Source organism: Prochlorococcus marinus XMU1404 (genome assembly GCF_017696175.1).
In the GTDB taxonomy this organism is placed as follows: Bacteria; Cyanobacteriota; Cyanobacteriia; order PCC-6307; family Cyanobiaceae; genus Prochlorococcus_A; species Prochlorococcus_A marinus_X.
In genome coordinates this window covers 562,659-579,454 of record NZ_JAAORE010000001.1, presented here as the reverse complement: position 1 = coordinate 579,454, position 16,796 = coordinate 562,659, and the positions used below count along the sequence as shown (strand labels likewise).

13 protein-coding genes are annotated in these 16,796 nt (G+C 31.1%); 9 read left to right on the top strand and 4 right to left on the bottom strand.

Annotated features, from left to right (window positions below; all coding sequences use genetic code 11):
* The 5 genes from thrS (at position 1) to HA144_RS03255 (ending at position 7,638) form a co-directional block, all read left to right on the top strand.
* On the top strand, positions 1-1,917 hold the full coding sequence (gene thrS / locus HA144_RS03275) for a threonine--tRNA ligase (RefSeq protein WP_209042388.1): 1,917 nt from the start codon (positions 1-3) through the stop codon (positions 1,915-1,917).
* Between the two features lie 11 nt (positions 1,918-1,928).
* Positions 1,929-2,966: a glucokinase gene (locus HA144_RS03270; protein WP_209042386.1), complete on the top strand. Its 1,038-nt coding sequence runs from the start codon at positions 1,929-1,931 to the stop codon at positions 2,964-2,966.
* Between the two features lie 3 nt (positions 2,967-2,969).
* Positions 2,970-3,917 carry a homoserine kinase gene (gene thrB / locus HA144_RS03265; RefSeq protein WP_209042384.1) on the top strand — a complete coding sequence of 316 codons (948 nt, stop codon included), beginning with the start codon at positions 2,970-2,972 and terminating at the stop codon, positions 3,915-3,917.
* A 78-nt stretch (positions 3,918-3,995) separates the two neighbouring features.
* The gene (locus HA144_RS03260; RefSeq protein WP_209042382.1) at positions 3,996-5,537 is read left to right on the top strand and encodes an NAD(P)H-quinone oxidoreductase subunit 4; all 1,542 of its coding nucleotides are present in this window, start codon (positions 3,996-3,998) and stop codon (positions 5,535-5,537) included.
* 13 nt (positions 5,538-5,550) lie between these two features.
* The gene (locus HA144_RS03255) at positions 5,551-7,638 is read left to right on the top strand and encodes a M3 family metallopeptidase (protein ID WP_209042381.1); all 2,088 of its coding nucleotides are present in this window, start codon (positions 5,551-5,553) and stop codon (positions 7,636-7,638) included.
* Here HA144_RS03255 and HA144_RS03250 read toward each other — a convergent pair.
* The 4 genes from HA144_RS03250 to HA144_RS03235 form a co-directional block, all read right to left on the bottom strand.
* On the bottom strand, positions 7,631-8,224 hold the full coding sequence (locus tag HA144_RS03250) for an esterase/lipase family protein (protein ID WP_209042378.1): 594 nt from the start codon (positions 8,222-8,224) through the stop codon (positions 7,631-7,633). The genes HA144_RS03255 and HA144_RS03250 overlap by 8 nt on opposite strands.
* A 5-nt stretch (positions 8,225-8,229) precedes the next feature.
* A complete protein-coding gene (folB, locus tag HA144_RS03245) occupies positions 8,230-8,592 on the bottom strand; it encodes a dihydroneopterin aldolase (RefSeq protein ID WP_209042376.1) in 363 nt (120 codons plus the stop codon).
* A gap of 11 nt (positions 8,593-8,603) precedes the next feature.
* Positions 8,604-9,914: a glutamate-5-semialdehyde dehydrogenase gene (locus HA144_RS03240; protein WP_209042373.1), complete on the bottom strand. Its 1,311-nt coding sequence runs from the start codon at positions 9,912-9,914 to the stop codon at positions 8,604-8,606.
* Between the two features lie 66 nt (positions 9,915-9,980).
* Entirely contained in the window at positions 9,981-13,925 is a 3,945-nt protein-coding gene (locus tag HA144_RS03235) for a translocation/assembly module TamB domain-containing protein (RefSeq protein ID WP_245152806.1), read from the bottom strand.
* 64 nt (positions 13,926-13,989) lie between these two features.
* On the opposite strand from HA144_RS03235, the gene HA144_RS03230 reads away from it, so the two are divergent.
* The 4 genes from HA144_RS03230 to HA144_RS03215 all read left to right on the top strand — a co-directional run bounded on the left by HA144_RS03230 (position 13,990) and on the right by HA144_RS03215 (position 16,754).
* Positions 13,990-14,433, top strand: a complete 444-nt coding sequence (locus HA144_RS03230; RefSeq protein ID WP_209042371.1) for a DUF2518 family protein — start codon at positions 13,990-13,992, stop codon at positions 14,431-14,433.
* A gap of 11 nt (positions 14,434-14,444) precedes the next feature.
* Positions 14,445-14,843: a DUF4332 domain-containing protein gene (locus tag HA144_RS03225; protein ID WP_209042369.1), complete on the top strand. Its 399-nt coding sequence runs from the start codon at positions 14,445-14,447 to the stop codon at positions 14,841-14,843.
* Between the two features lie 62 nt (positions 14,844-14,905).
* The gene (locus HA144_RS03220) at positions 14,906-15,172 is read left to right on the top strand and encodes a hypothetical protein (protein ID WP_209042367.1); all 267 of its coding nucleotides are present in this window, start codon (positions 14,906-14,908) and stop codon (positions 15,170-15,172) included.
* A gap of 7 nt (positions 15,173-15,179) precedes the next feature.
* Positions 15,180-16,754 (top strand): CocE/NonD family hydrolase, encoded by a 1,575-nt coding sequence (locus HA144_RS03215; RefSeq protein ID WP_209042365.1) that lies wholly within the window; start codon positions 15,180-15,182, stop codon positions 16,752-16,754.
* Positions 16,755-16,796: the final 42 nt, after the last annotated feature.

Below are 16,796 nucleotides of genomic sequence, written 5' to 3'. Positions count from 1 at the left end.
ATGCCAATAATTACCTTACCTGATGGTTCAAAAAAGGTTTTCGAAAAATCTGTAACTATTTTAGAAATTGCACAGAGTATAGGCGCTGGATTAGCTAAAGCTACAATTGCTGGGAAAGTAAATGATGTTCTTCTTGATGCAACTATTCCAATAAATAGAGATTCCAAAGTTGTAATCATCACATCAAAAGATAAAGAAGGAATTGAAATAATAAGACATTCCTTTGCTCACCTTATTGGTCATGCAGTTAAACAAATTTACTCTGATATTAAAATGGCAATTGGGCCTGTAATTGAAGATGGTTTTTATTACGATATTTTTTCTGAATACAGATTTACCCCTGAAGATTTAATAAAAATCGAAAATAGAATTAATAAATTAATAAAAACAAACTATGACGTTGAAATTTTACAAGTTTCTAAAGAAGAAGCAATTAAAACTTTTAAAGAAAGAGATGAGACTTTTAAATTACGAATAATTGAAGAAATTCCTGAAGAAAGCCTCATCAATTTATACAAGCACGAAGAATATATCGACATGTGTAGAGGGCCTCACGTACCCAATACTAGACATTTGAGACACTTTAAATTACTTAAATTATCAGGTTCATACTGGAGAGGGAATAGTGAGAATGAATCATTACAGAGAATATATGGAACTGCATGGGCAAAAGAAAAAGAACTCAATGACTACTTAACAAGAATTGAAGAAGCGGAAAAAAGGGATCATAGAAAACTTGGCAAAAAACATTCACTATTTCATATACAAGAAGAATCTCCAGGAATGATTTTTTGGCATCCAAATGGATGGACAATCTACCAGGTGCTGGAAAAGTACATAAGAGAAATACTCAAAAAAAATGATTATTTAGAAATTAAAACCCCACAAGCTGTTGATAAATCACTTTGGGAAAAATCCGGTCATTGGGAAAAATTTAGAGACGATATGTTCACTACTGCATCAGAAAATCGAACTTATGCAATTAAACCAATGAATTGTCCATGCCATATTCAAGTATTTAATCAAGGTTTAAAAAGTTATAAGGATTTACCTATTCGTCTTGCTGAATTTGGTTCTTGTCACAGAAATGAGCCCTCTGGTGCACTACACGGCTTAATGAGAGTAAGAAACTTTACTCAAGATGATGCGCACATATTCTGCACAGAAGAACAAATTCAAGAAGAGGTGTCAACTTTTATAGATCTTGTTTTCGAGGTTTACAAAACTTTTGGTTTTGATGAAATCATCATTAAATTATCAACTCGTCCTAAAAAAAGGGTAGGTAGTGAAGAGATTTGGGATAAATCAGAGGAAGCTCTTACCAAAGCTCTAGATAATAAGAACCTAAGATGGGAACTCCAACCTGGTGAAGGTGCTTTTTATGGTCCTAAAATAGAATTCTCATTAAAAGATTGTCTTAATAGAGTCTGGCAATGCGGGACTATTCAGGTTGATTTCTCAATGCCTATTAGATTGGATGCAACTTATGTAGACATTGATAATGAAAAAAGAAATCCAGTTATGCTTCATAGAGCAATTTTAGGATCCTTTGAAAGATTTATCGGAATTTTAATTGAACAATATGAGGCAAAATTCCCAATTTGGATTGCGCCTTATCAAATAATTTTATTGAGCATTACTGATAGAAATATTGAAAAGTGTTTAAAGTTTAATGAATTAATAAATAATAATGGTTACCGATCAAAAGTTGATATTAGGAATGAAAAAATAGGATATAAGATAAGGGAGGCAACTCTTGGGAGAGTTCCCTTAATTGCAGTTATTGGAGATAAAGAAGAGGAAATCAATTCAGTCGCCGTAAGAGCTTTAGATGGAACAAATTTAGGAATTTTCGATTTACCTAATTTATACAAATTAATGGATGAATTAATAGAAAAAAAAGGTAGAACAGAATAATTTTAAATATAATGAATTTTCTAGCTTGTGATTTAGGAGGTACCAAGGTTCTTTTAGGAATATTTAGAAAAGATATAAATGATGATTCGCCCAAGTTAGTATTCAAAAAGAAATATTTATCTTCTGAGTGGGATTCCTTTGAATCAATCTTAGAAAATTTTCTAAAAAATGAATGTAAAAATATTACCCATCCCTCTTCTGCATGTTTTGCAGTCGCTGGTCCTTTGTCTAATAACAAAGCAAAAATCATGAATTTGTCATGGGATATTTCCGAAAAAGCATTACAGAACAAATTTAATTTTCAAAGCTGTGAGCTAATAAATGATTTCGCAGTGCAAATTTATGGAATACCTTTCTTAAAAAAAAATCAATATTCCACTATTCAAAATGGAACAAATTCTAAAGTTGCTAATAATGATTTGCATGCCATTGTTGGCGCGGGGACTGGTTTGGGCATTGCAAGAGGCATAATACTAGGAAGTGATATAAAAGTTTTAGCTAGCGAAGGTGGTCATGTTGAATACTCGCCAAAGTCAAAATTAGAATGGGAATTGAAGAACTGGCTTAAAAATTACCTAAAAGTCGAAAGGATATCTTGTGAAAGAATTGTTAGTGGTACTGGTTTATCAAGAATTGCCGAATGGAGACTAAGCAAACCTGATGCCCAAAACCATCCTCTACAAAAATATTTAAAAGAAATTAAAATTTCTGATAATGCGAGAAAAGAACTACCTGAAAAAATTTGCGATCTTTCAAACGGAGGGGATCAGCTAATGATTGAAGTAGAGCGAATATGGTTGGATGCTTATGCCTCTTTATTGGGAGATGTCGCACTTCAAGAATTATGCTTTGGAGGATTATGGATTTCTGGAGGAACAGCTCCAAAACATTTCAAAAATTTTAAATCAGATTTATTTATGAAACAATTTTTTGATAAAGGAAGATTAAAAGATATTCTTAAAACAATACCTCTGAGAGTAATTTTAGATGAAGAATTTGGACTATTTAGTGCAGCTTGCAGAGCAAAAATGCTTTTAAGAACTAAGTAAAAAATGTCTATTCCTGAAGTAGGTAAAAAAATAAGAGTAACAGTACCTTCTACAACTGCAAATTTGGGGCCAGGTTTCGACTGCCTTGGTGCAGCATTAGATTTATATAATGAATTTATTTTTACAAGAATCGAAGGAGGTGGAGATAGATTTGATTTGATAATGGAAAGTACAGATGGTAATCACTTAAGAGGGGGCCCAGATAACTTAGTTTTTAGAGCAGCTCAGAAAGTATGGGAGAGTGCAAATATGGACCCTTTTGCACTAGAAGCAAGAGTTAAGTTGGCTGTTCCACCAGCACGAGGACTTGGAAGTAGTGCTACAGCTATAGTTGCGGGACTAATCGGAGCGAATGCAATAATGAACTCTCCACTGTCAAAAGAAAAACTTCTTGAACTTGCTATTGATATTGAAGGTCATCCTGATAATGTAGTTCCCTCTCTCTTAGGGGGGCTTTGTTTGACCGCCCGTACTTCTTCCCAAAGATGGAGAATAATAAGATGTGATTGGCACGATTCTATCAAAGCTGTTGTAGCAATACCGGCTATTCGTTTAAGCACAAGTGAGGCAAGGAAAGTAATGCCTAAGAATGTTCCTATATCTGATGCAGTGACTAATATGGGGGCACTTACTTTATTGCTAAATGGTTTAAAAGCAGGAAATGATGATTTAATAAAAGAGGGGATGTTTGATAAGCTGCACGAACCATACCGATGGAAACTTATAAAAGGTGGGCTGGAAGTCAAAGATGCCGCGTTACAAGCAGGTGCTTTAGGATGTGCAATTAGTGGAGCTGGACCAAGCATTTTAGCTTTGTGTAAAAAGGAAAATGGAAAAAACGTTAGTCAAGCTATGGTAAAAGCATGGGAGATGTCAGGTGTAGCAAGTAGAGCGCCATTCCTAAACGTACAAACAATTGGCAGTCAATTCAGCACTATCTCTGGTAAGTAGTTTTACTTAGGCATTTTTAGTGTTATAGTCTCAAGCTAGTGCAACTTCAACTAGAATAAAAAAATTATTCATTACAAAATGAATTTAGAATCTTTCCCTTGGCTATCATTTATTGTTTTACTACCTTTAATCGGGGCATTAATAATGCCTTTCTTGAGTTCAAATGAAGGGGAAGATAATACGCTCCCTAGAAATATCTCATTAAGTTTTTTGTTTATAGATTTTTTACTTATAATAGGCGTACTTTTCCAGAAATTTAATACTTCAGATAGCTCCTTGCAACTTGTGGAGAGAGCTACTTGGTTACCCTCGATAGGCCTTGAGTGGTCACTTGGAGTTGATGGATTGTCTGCTCCTCTAGTAGCTTTAAGTGGGTTAATTACATTTTTATCAGCTGCCGCAAGTTGGAAAATAAAGAAAAAATCAAATTTATATTTTGCCCTTTTATTAGTGCAAGCATCTGCTCAAGCACTAGTCTTCCTTTCACAAGATTTCCTGTTATTTTTCTTAGCTTGGGAACTTGAATTGGTTCCGGTTTATCTTCTTATTGCCATTTGGGGAGGGAAAAAGAAATTATATGCAGCTACTAAATTTATTCTTTACACAGCTTTAGCTTCTTTACTAATACTCATAAGCGGATTAGCCATTGCCTTGAGTGGTGATTCTTTTACCCTAAATATCAGCGACTTAACTAATAAACACGTAACTGGCAGCTTAGCATTGTTATCATATTTAGGATTTTTAATAGGTTTTGGAGTAAAACTACCTATCTTTCCATTACATACTTGGCTACCCGATGCACATGGAGAAGCTAATGCTCCCGTATCTATGTTACTTGCGGGAATACTTTTAAAAATGGGAGGCTATGCCCTCTTGAGATTCAACGTTCAAATTTTACCTGAAGTTCACCTGCAAATTGCACCTGCATTAATAATTCTTGGGATCATTAATATAATTTACGGAGCACTAAATGCATTTGCACAGGATAATGTCAAAAGAAGAATTGCATGTAGCTCAATTAGCCATATGGGTTTTGTTCTCTTAGGGATCGGAGCGGTAGATGCTTTAGGAATAAGTGGAGCAATGCTCCAAATGATAAGTCACGGACTTATCGCAGCAGCAATGTTTTTTGTTACAGGATCATTCTATGAGAGAACGAATACTCTCTCAATTCCGAATATGGGTGGTTTAGCAAAGGTCTTGCCAATAACTTTTGCTTTTTTCCTAGCAAGCTCATTAGCTTCCCTTGCATTGCCTGGCATGAGCGGCTTTATAAGTGAAATCACTGTATTTCTAGGTATCACAAGTCAAGAAGGCTTCAGTTCACTCTTCAGATCAATCACAATTCTTATTGCAGCTATCGGTTTAGTTCTAACACCAATATATCTACTATCAATGTGTAGAAGAGTATTTTTTGGACCCAGAATCCCTGCACTAGCAACAGTTAAGGAAATGAATGGTAGAGAATTGACAATTGGTTTTAGCTTATTGTTGCCTACTTTAGTAATAGGTTTTTGGCCGAAAATCGCCATAAATTTATACGAATCTTCAACCAATGCTCTCAGTCAGCAGCTAACTTTAGCTAAGTTAGTAGGAATAATTCCAATAATAGCTAATTAATCTTTTTTAATAAATGGATACCTCGATTTTTAATTATGGAGAATTACCAGAATTCAATAAATTCACCCCAGAAAATATCAATAAACAATTTCCATTAGTACTAGAAAAGATTGCCGAAGATTTTAAAAACATTGAGAAAAATTTATCTAATTATTTGATTCAAGATAACTTAAATTGGAATAATGTAATAAATCCTTTAAATGAAGTCAATGAAATTCTAAGGTGGAGCTGGGGTGTCATAAGTCACCTAAATGCAGTAAATAATTCTGAAAGTCTTAGAGATATTTATTCAAACTTTCTACCCAAGATAATTAGCTTAAGTAACAAATTCGGGCAAAGTAAAATAATTTACAATTCTTTAGTAAAGCTTAAAGAGACAAATGATTTTGATCAAATAAAAAACAGAATTTTAGATAAAGAAATTCTTGAAATGCAACATAGAGGAATTTCACTACAAAAAAATGATCAAGAAGAATTCAACAAAATATCAGAAAAGCTTGGAAAGCTATCAACTGATTTTAGTAACAATGTTCTTGATGCAACTAATAAATGGTTTTTAATATTAAATAAAAAATCTGAAATTGATGGTCTTCCTGCTCGAGTACTTGAATTGATGGCAATTTCTGCTCACAATCACTTAAAAAAAGATGGTGAAGCTGACATTAAAAATGGTCCTTGGAAATTAAGTCTAGATATTCCAACTTATACATCGTTCATGACATATGCCAACAACCGTAACCTTAGAGAAAAACTTTATAAGGCATTCGTAAGTAGGGCGTCTCAAGGAGAAAATAATAATTCTCAAATCATTGAAGAGATATTATCTCTTAGAACTAAAAAGGCTAATCTTCTCGGTTATAAAAGTTGGGCAGAACTAAGTTTGTCAACGAAAATGGCCAAAGAAATTAAAAATGTTGAAAACCTTTTAGAAGAATTGAGAGAACCTGCATTAAAAACCGCAAAAATTGAATTAGAAACGCTCAATAAGTTTTCTAAAGCTAATGGTTTTCCAAAATTGAAGACTATTGAGCCATGGGATATTAGCTATTGGTCTGAACTACTTAGGAAGGAAAATCTCAATTTAGATCAAGAGTCTTTGAGACCTTGGTTTCCTCTAAATGATGTGTTGAATGGTTTATTCAAATTAAGCGAAAAGCTTTTTGAAATTAAAGTAGTCGAGGCAACTGATAAAGCACCTTTATGGAATGATGACATTTTATTTTTTAATATTCTCAATAAAGAAGATAACAAAATAGCATCTTTTTACCTCGATCCATATTCTCGTCCGGAAACAAAGAGAGGAGGGGCTTGGATGGATGAATGTTTGAATAAAAATAATGTTGGGAAAAAGACCCTACCGGTAGCTTATCTTATTTGTAATCAAACTCCACCGTCAAAAGACAAACCTAGTTTGATGAGTTTTGAAGAAGTTCAGACACTATTTCATGAATTTGGTCATGGTCTTCAACACATGCTTACCACTGTAAATCTTCCTCAGGCAGCTGGCATCAATAATGTCGAATGGGATGCAGTCGAACTTCCAAGTCAATTTATGGAAAACTGGTGTTTCCATAAAAATACACTTCTGAATATTGCTAAGCACTATAAAACAGGGGAAAAATTATCTGATGAAAATTTTGAGAAGCTTCTAAAGAATAGAACTTTTAATTGTGGTATGGCTACTCTTAGACAACTACATTTTGCGATTACAGACCTTAGATTACACAGTAGTATTGATAAAAATGATGGTAAAACAGCAGATGAAATAAGAAGAGAAATTGCAAAACAAACTACTGTTATTGCTCCAATTCAAGAAGATCAATTTCTTTGTTGTTTTAGTCATATATTTGCAGGTGGATACTCTGCAGGATATTACTCTTATAAATGGGCTGAAGTTCTAAGCGCTGATGCTTTTTCTATGTTCGAAGAAGCTGATCTAGAAAACTCTGAAGATTTAAAGTTCATCGGAAAGAAATTTAAAGATACGATACTTAGCTTGGGTGGCAGCTTACCTCCATTAGACATTTTCAAGCTATTCAGGGGAAGAGAGCCTCAAACAGATTCCTTGATAAGACACTTGGGTTTATCAGGAGCTAGATAATAATTTCATTTATTATTTTTTCTACTACAGATTTATTTCTAACAAGATTTCTATGTTTATATACTTTTAGTGATATTTGTTTTCCTAAATTCAAGTTAGTCCACCAGCCAGGGAAAACCATTAGATCCCAATAAGTAAAGAAATTTATACACTCAATATCATTAAGCAAAAACTCATTCTTTGCAAGTTCTCGCAAGAAATAACTATTTATTTTCATTTCTGAAATTCCTCTAAATGGGAATTTAGGTACTAATTGCGCTATCAATGTTCCTTTATGAGGGGCTCCTATAGATATGAATCTTCTTGTTCTTTTATATCCATTAAATTTTTGCAGCCAATACCTACCAATTATTCCTCCCATAGAGAATCCTAAAATATCTATTTTTTTTTCTAGACCGTATTTCTCTAGAATTAATTCATTTACTATATTTGTTAAATCAATAATTGAAGTCATTCCATATGAATGATTAAGATTTGGAGCAAAATATTCAATTCCAATTTCATCAAGTTTTGAGGTAATAGAAGAAAAAATACTTGAAGTATTCCACAGTCCATGAATCAATATGATGGGATTTCTTTTTTCCAATACTTTTAATTATTTTCAAGAATTCTTACTATTGAAACCTTCCCATCAAAACCTGTAATTGGAGGATTACATTTTGTCAAAATAATTTTAATTTTAGAAAGCTTAAATTCATGATCAATGATTTCTAAAATCGCGTTTGAATATTTTTCGATTGTGAAACAATAAATTTTTTTTGATTGATCTTTTAAAATTTGAACTAATTTTGAATAATCAACTGTTTTTTTTACATCATCACTTACGGTACACTTTTCGAAATCAGTCCATAAGAATATATCCAAACAAAATAATTGACCTAATTTTCTTTCTTCATCAAGAACACCAACCCTAGCCCAAAGTCTTATATCCTCAATTTTTAAAAACGTTTCCATCTTCAACACTTTTAAAGATCTTTATGAGTATAGATAGCATTACCGGATGAAAAATCATCAACTACATTTCCATCGCCTTTTAAGAAATATTTATACGTTACTAAACCTTCTAGGCCTACAGGTCCTCTTGGTGGGAGAGTTTGAGTAGATATACCAACCTCAGCTCCGAATCCATATCTAAAGCCATCTGCAAACCTAGTAGAGCAATTATGAAAAACACCTGCACTATCAACTATATTCATGAATTTATTAGCAGTAGTTAAATTTTCAGTAATTATTCCATCTGTATGTTTTGAACTAAATTTTTGAATATGAGTAATTGCCTCGTCAAAATCTTCAACAATTTTTATAGATAAGATTAAATCCAAATATTCAGTTTGCCAGTCTTCGAGACAAGCTTCATACTTCAACCCTAATTCCAAAGATCTTTTGTCTCCTATTAACTTTACATCATTAGATCCAAATAATGGAATAGCCTTTTCAAGAAAAGCTGGTGCAATATCTTTATGCACTAATAAAGTTTCAATAGCATTACATGCTGCAGGATATTGAATTTTACTATCTAGAGCGACTGATAAAGCCATTTCAAGATTTGCCTCAGTATCTATAAACAAGTGACAAATTCCATCAGCATGACCTAGCACCGGAATTCTTGTATTATCTTGAATAAATTTAACTAATTCATTACTTCCTCTTGGAATTATTAAATTGATATAGTTCTCGAGATTTAACATCGACATACTATCTTTTCTACTAGTAAGTAAGCATATTGCATTTTTATCAAGCCCTGATTTGTATAACCCCTGTTGTAAGGCATTGACTATTGCACTGTTTGTTAAATTTGCTTCACTACCGCCCTTTAGCATTACTCCATTACCTGATCTTATTGCTAGAGAACTAATCTGCATAACAGCATCAGGTCTAGATTCAAAAATAACTCCTAAGACTCCAATAGGCACTGTTTTTCTTTCTAGGATCAGCCCTTTTGAAAGCTCTCTTTTAATTTGAACTTGATTTACAGGATCAGCCAAGTCTCCGACTTTTCTTACTCCTTCGATTCCTGAATTCAATTTTTCTTTCGAAAGCTTTAATCTAGAGAGTAAAGCCTTTGATATTCCTTTCCTTTCTGCAATTTTATAGTCCTCACTGTTAGCCTCTAAAATTTCTTTAGTATTTTTTTCTAGATTATCAGCCATAAAATTTAAAGCTTTAATTCTATTTTTATTTTCAGTCTGACTTATGTTTATTGATGCCAAACGAACTTGGTCAGCTTTTTCTAAAAGATCTTTACCTGGATTAGGAACTTCAAATATATTAGCCATAATATTTTTTAGTTAATTTAATAATAATTCAAATCAATGATTCTTTAAACTAACTTCCCTACTGATTTAATATCTAAAAAATAATTGAACTTGACTTTTCCAATCTCCATCATAATCATAAGAGCCTAACAACTCTAAGTTTGGATTGGCCTGAAAAGTCAAAATTCCTATAGGGGAGAGGTCATCTCGGCCTGGAACAGTTTGAAAGGAGAAATTTATTGCATCTGTAATATCAAGACCTAGTTCAGCTACCCAAGCTTGAGAATAAAATTCTTGATTAGAATCTGACTGTCCATTATTCTCTATATCTAAATTTTCATTAGTAATAACGCTATTGTATGATTCACTATTTTCTATTAATGCTGGATATAAAGATAACTGAAATTTTTCACTAAAAGCATCCGCATTATTAAGTTGAGAAATAAATGCTCTATTAATTAGATTTGCCGAGTTTCCTCCAATTAAGCCAATTATTTGTGACCTGTTATAACTTGGTATACTCCTTAATTGAATTCTTTTATTTTCATCTTCAAAAGATAATTGATCTAAAAAGCCTTCGTAGGAAGCTTCAATTTTTATAAGCCTTGTATTACCAATCCCAAATGTTCCAAAACTGCTTGAAGTCGCATCAGTATCGAGATCATCTGAGATATTTGAATCTTGATTATTTTCACTTATAGGAATTATAGAATCTGGAACTTTACTAACCAAAGAAAAGTTAATAAATGGAACGACACCACTTCTTGAGGCAAATAAAATATAATTATCCTTATTTTTATCAAGTTTAAAAGGAGTAGTGTATAGATTCGCTCTACCTTTTTCAAGGTAAATAAGTCCCCTAGCATTTAAATCTTTTCCTACCGCTCCATTTAAATTAAGATCTAATTTCGTTTTTAAATAAGCTTGAACTATATCTGAATATTGAAGTTTAAAATCTGGGCCAAGTTTTAATTTAAGATTATTGAAACTTAAATTATCCAAATAATTCGGCAAAGTTTCTCCAAGAAGAACTGAATTCAAAATTGATTCATTTGAAATTATCTCAATATTCTTACTCTTGTTCCAATATAGTTCTGGCCAATTCTTTTTTACTTCTTGTCGTTTACTTTTATTTTTTTTACTATTCTGATTGGTATTATTAAAGTTAATAAATCCATTATTTAGAGAGAGATTACCTCCCAGAACAGGATTTTCAAATGATCCACTTAAATCTAAATTTGAATCTATTAAAAAATTGAAATTATCTGTCTTTATATTAAATTTATTTGTTATTAGATTAATCTCTGACTTCCCATGATCATTCTTACTATAAAAAGGCAAAGAACCTCTTATAAAAAGATTTCCAGAATTTTCGACTTTTGCATTTAGATTTTTAACCTCTAAATAATCAAAATCAAAAATTATTAAGCTATTGATATCTTTTATTTTATTTTTATAAAAATCAATTTCAGAGTCTTTAATTACTAAAAACCCATTCAAAATTGGTTTATTTCTAGTACCTTTTATTATCATTCGAAGATTCACATTACCTTCTTTAAAATTAAAATATTCATCAGCAAAAATATCTATTAAATCAATAAATTTTCCATTTCCAATCAATCTCAGATCTAAGTTATCTTTTTTGTTTATAGGTATTAAACCTTCAACATTTATTGGGCTTTCGAAATCATTTATTAGTAAGGAAAAATCAATATCAAAAATAGAATTATTAAATTCAACGAGTCCCTTATCAAATAATAATTTGTTGTTTTTGATTGATGCATTATTGGAAGAAATCTCACTGGAGAAAGATTTTGTATTTAGATTATAAAAGGAATTAATATCCAAACCTCCTTTAAAATCTCTTGGTTGATTCAAAAAGATATTTGCAGCACTTAATGGTAGTTTTTTAATTCTCAAAGAACCTTCTCCCTTTAATAGTCCCCCCTTCAAATCAATAGAAAATTCTTCTTTATTATTAGTAAAGTTTTCTTTGTTTTTAACAATATAGCCATTTAATTTTGCATTTATTTTGTAATTATCTGGTCTATCGCCATTAATATTTATTTCTCCGTAATATCTACTTTTAAATTTACTAAAGTATTTTTGCAAATTAAATTTATCCTCTAGCTCTTTATTCTTTTCAATAAATTTATTTATAAAATCCATCTTCTCTTTAAAAGTATTATTATTTTTATTTATTTCCAAATCATCCAAGATATTAGATTTTCTTGTTGGAATAACTTTTTTATTTTCAAAATTAAAAATATCAACTGCAGTCAAGATTGTCCAACTCGTACTTATGTTGCTGAAGTCTGCAGTAATTAAATTATCGTTTTTTGAGTCGTATTCGACCTCAATTATGCCTCCGTCAATTGGATATAATGATGAATTGACATAATAAGAGTTATTTTTGAGGCTAAAATCAAATAGAGAATTTGCTAGCTTTATATTTCTATATTTACCTAAACTCCAGGCTAATCTTCCATCAAGATAAGACTGATCTGAAGATATTGATCCAGAACCATTAATAATTCCTTTAATTCTATCGAATTGATTGTTTCTTATAGATAATTCAAGTTCATCAAGAGGAAAATTATCAGCTCTCCAAATATACCTATTATTTTTTTTAACTACTTCTATACTACCTTTATTAGAATTAAAAATTCTACTGAAAGCTACATTATCTAATTTAAGCTCAGAATCAATTTTTACAGAAAGAAATGAAGGAATTGGAGAATATCTATTTTTCATATTTAAAAGAAATTGACTATTATCTTTTTTAATTTCTCCTTCCCATATTTCTCTAATACGAATCCCTTTATAGTGCGGATAATCAACATTAAAGTTTATAGAAATATCTGGATCGCTAATTTTTCCTTTTAATTCTCCTTTAGCAGTTATGAATCCCCTTATATTACTTTTTCGAAAAATATTTAAATTTGATAGTTGAGTTCTATTTATGTTAAAACTTGAATTGACATCGCCAAAATTAATTCCTCTTTTATCGAACCAATAAGGAATATTACCGGATAATTTAATATCCGGATTAAGACTATTAACATATCCAATACTTCCATTAAGGTTAATGTTATTTGAAGCTTTATTTAATGGAATATTTACATTGAAATTTGATATTAATGTTCCATAATTTAAGTTATCTGAATTTCCTATTAAATTATTATCTTTACAATAAAACAGAGTTGAATTTGAATTTATATTTTCCGAGAAGGCTTCAGGCTTTATCTTTAAATTAGTAAAAGAAAATCTTCCTTTGCAAAATGCTTGTGTTGATGATTTATAAAATTTAAAATTAGATTTAAAATTTCCTTTTTTAAGGCTAATTTTTCTAGCTCCGATATTATATTGTGTATTATTAAGATCCAATCCCCTTGAAAATAATTCCAAACTTAAAAAGTCTTTATTTAATTTCGTATTTAATTTAAATTTTAAAAATCCTTTTCCATAAAAATTAGATATTAAATTTGCAATAATTTCTCTATTGACTGAATTGTATATAACATTACCTTTTACTTTTGTTTTTAATCCTGATTTTTTCAGATTTAAAACTGAATATTTATTAAATTTAAAATTTAATTGGTATTTCAATTTTGATTTGTTTGTGTCTTGAGGTTTTTTATAAGTTTTATCTGTTTTAAAAAAATCTCTATCTATATTAATTTCAGTTTGCTGAGGCCTTATTTTTATTATCAATTTTTGTTTTAACAAAGATCTAAATGGCGAAATGCTCACGTATAAATTATTAGCCTTTATTTGAGAATCTTTATTATCTTTATCAATAATTTCTGAATTTCCCAGAGAAAATCCTAAAAATCTAATCCCAGAATAGTCTCCTAATTTAACCTTTTTATTTAAAAAATCCTCAACACTTTCTTCAAGTTGTGGTTTTCTAGAATTATAAGTTTCTCTCAAAAAATTATTTAATAAAAAGGTGCCTAAAAATCCTACAAACACAAGTATGCCTATAGAAAGAATTTTTATATTTAAATTTAGAGATCTAATTTTTTTCAAGTTAGAACCCAAAAATAGAGTAGGCTTACAAAATATAAGAAATTAATTAGGTCAAAGCCAGTAAATGTCTTTTTTTGAACTATTAGAAAACACACCCAAAATTTTTGGATTATTTGCAATACTCCTCTTAATCGGTACTATAGTAGCTTTTGTATTTAATTTTGGTTTTAAATTCCGAATAATCGGAGCAACTATTTTCTCAGTATTACTTTCTTTAAGTAGTTGGGCATTTATACAAAGTTATACTGAAAAAGTAGTAATAGAAGGTGCAAAATATGTTCCAATTGTTTATGACAACGGGTTCGATTTGATTATTGCTAAAGCTGAGGACGACTTCCCTGAAGATTCTATTGGGCCAACTTTAGAACAATTATCGGAGAACCTCAGGAAAGGTAGTAGGTCTGGAGCGAAAGTAAAAATCAAAATAAGGAAACTTGAAAAAATTTCAGATGATGTAAGTAAGCCAGTTATAGTAGGGGAAGTTCAGAAAAATGTCTTAATGAATTAGACTCTTAAATAATGGAAAGTAAAACCTTTTTAGATTCTTTGCCAACTAACTTTAGACATGAGAAATCTTTCTTTAATAAAAAGAATCTTTTTGAGTTAGAAAAACTAAGCAATCTTTCAGATTTAGATATAAATGAAATTCAAACTAAATCTCCACTATGTTCATTAAATAATTTAAAAAAAATTAGAGCCATAGCCATTTTCAAAAAAGAAATTGCAATTTCTCCTCCAGAAGCCTACTTACTTTTACATTGCGGGATTGGATCTATTAAATCATTATCACTATCCACCCCATACGAACTAGAGCGCAAAATAGGGAGATTAGAAAGAAGTCTTAGAGTGAAAGTTGGAACAGAAATAACTTTTTCTCTCCTAAAAAAATGGATAATAAAAGCTAAGCAAATCAATTAATTTATTAGAAATCTTGGTTAAATAAATTTTTTAATGTAGAATTTTAAAAAATACAAGTGATAATGAAATCTTTTTTATTTTTTTTAATTTTATTTCTTAACTCTTCCTTTCCTGTTCTTAGTCAATCGAACTTATTAGAAAGTGTAAAAAAGAATCCAAACGAAGCCAATACTATATGTAGTAAGTTTAGAGAATTTAATTCAAAAGGTATTTCTGCAAATGATGATAAAGCTATAGAGTATGTATCAAAGAGAAATAATTTAACGCCTGTAAACGCTGAGATTTTTTCTATTTACGTCATAGGTCTGCATTGTCCAGATATTATCTAACATTTAAATGCACTATTCAAGATGTTTGGATAAGTCTCTAGTACTTAGAGATGGAGTCAGACTTACATCGAGAATTTGGCTGCCTAAAGGTGCTGGCCCCTGGCCTGCATTATTAATGAGACAACCCTATGGGAGGGAAATAGCTTCAACGATTACCTATTCTCACCCTGAATGGTGGACTTCCAAAGGATACATGGTAGTAATTCAAGATGTTAGGGGTATGGGTAGTTCCGAAGGCGTTTTTAATGGTTTCAAGCAAGAAGCTAGTGATACTTCAGAAACACACGAATGGGTAAGATCACTCAAGGAATGCAATGGAAAACTTGGGTTATATGGCTTTTCATATCAAGGATTTACTCAATTAACAGGTGAATTAAATTCAACGCCTCCCGATTGTTTATCACCAGCAATGACTGGGTTAGATTTAAAAGATCATTGGTGCTCAGATGGAGGAGCATATTGGTGGCATAACAATATTGCATGGGGACTACAAATAGCAGCGCTAAAAATGGAAAGAGAAAATAATTTAGTTGCGTGGGAGAAAATTAGATTAGCCCTAGAAAACAAAAGTTATCTAAGGGAAGGTATTAATATTTTAAATAAATATGACCCTAACAGCTTTGTTTTACTATGGCTTAAAAATTTAAATAATGCTCAGCCCTTTGAAGAATTCAAGCCGATTTCATCATGGATTAAACAACCCATGTTAATTATTGGAGGGCTTTGGGATCCACATTTAAAAGGTGCCTTTGATCTTTATAAGAAATCTAAAGGAGCTGGAGGTAGTCCAGAGATAATTATTGGAAATGCGACACATCTTAATTGGTGGGAGGGATCACAAGAATCTTTATTGAAATTTTTTGATAAACACTTAAAATCAGATGAAAAATTGAATTCAAAAAATTCAAAAGGCGAGAAAAAAATATGGAATATCTCATTAAATAAATGGGAAGAATTAGATAATAAATTTCACCCTGAATTTATCTTTGGGCTCAAAAGTGATGGTACGGCAAATATAGATGTGGAAGATGGAAGTCTGACCATAAATTCAAAAGGATCAGGATGGTTCACAATTGTTAATGACCCATGGAGACCTACTCCATCTGACGGTGGTCATTTAGGTCCAAATCCAGGAAAGTTTAATAGAAATATTATTGATAAACGCCTGGACGTAGGTGTTTTTCAAACCAATTCATTTAAAAAAGATCAATATTTAACAGGAGTTCCCACATTAGAAATCCCAGTAAAAAGTGATCAGCCAAATTTCGATATATGCCTTGCTTTATCTCTAGTTGAAGAAGGTGATGAGAATGTGAATCAATTTTCAACTGGATTCTTAAGAGTTAAAAACCGCAAAATAAGTGAAGAATGTATTTATCAAATTGCAATGCAACCAACAAATATTTGTTTGAGTAAAGGAAGCAAGCTTCGCTTATCTATATCTGCAGCAGCTTATCCTGCTATTGGAGTTAATCCTGGATTTGGGGAGGGAAGTGTTGGTGCGCCTTCAGCAAGTCATAGAATTATTACTCTGAGTTTTAGCCTTAATAAAACATTTATGAAAATGAACCCTTTTTTTTAATAAATAATTATTTTTTTGGTTAATCATTTGATATTATTAATC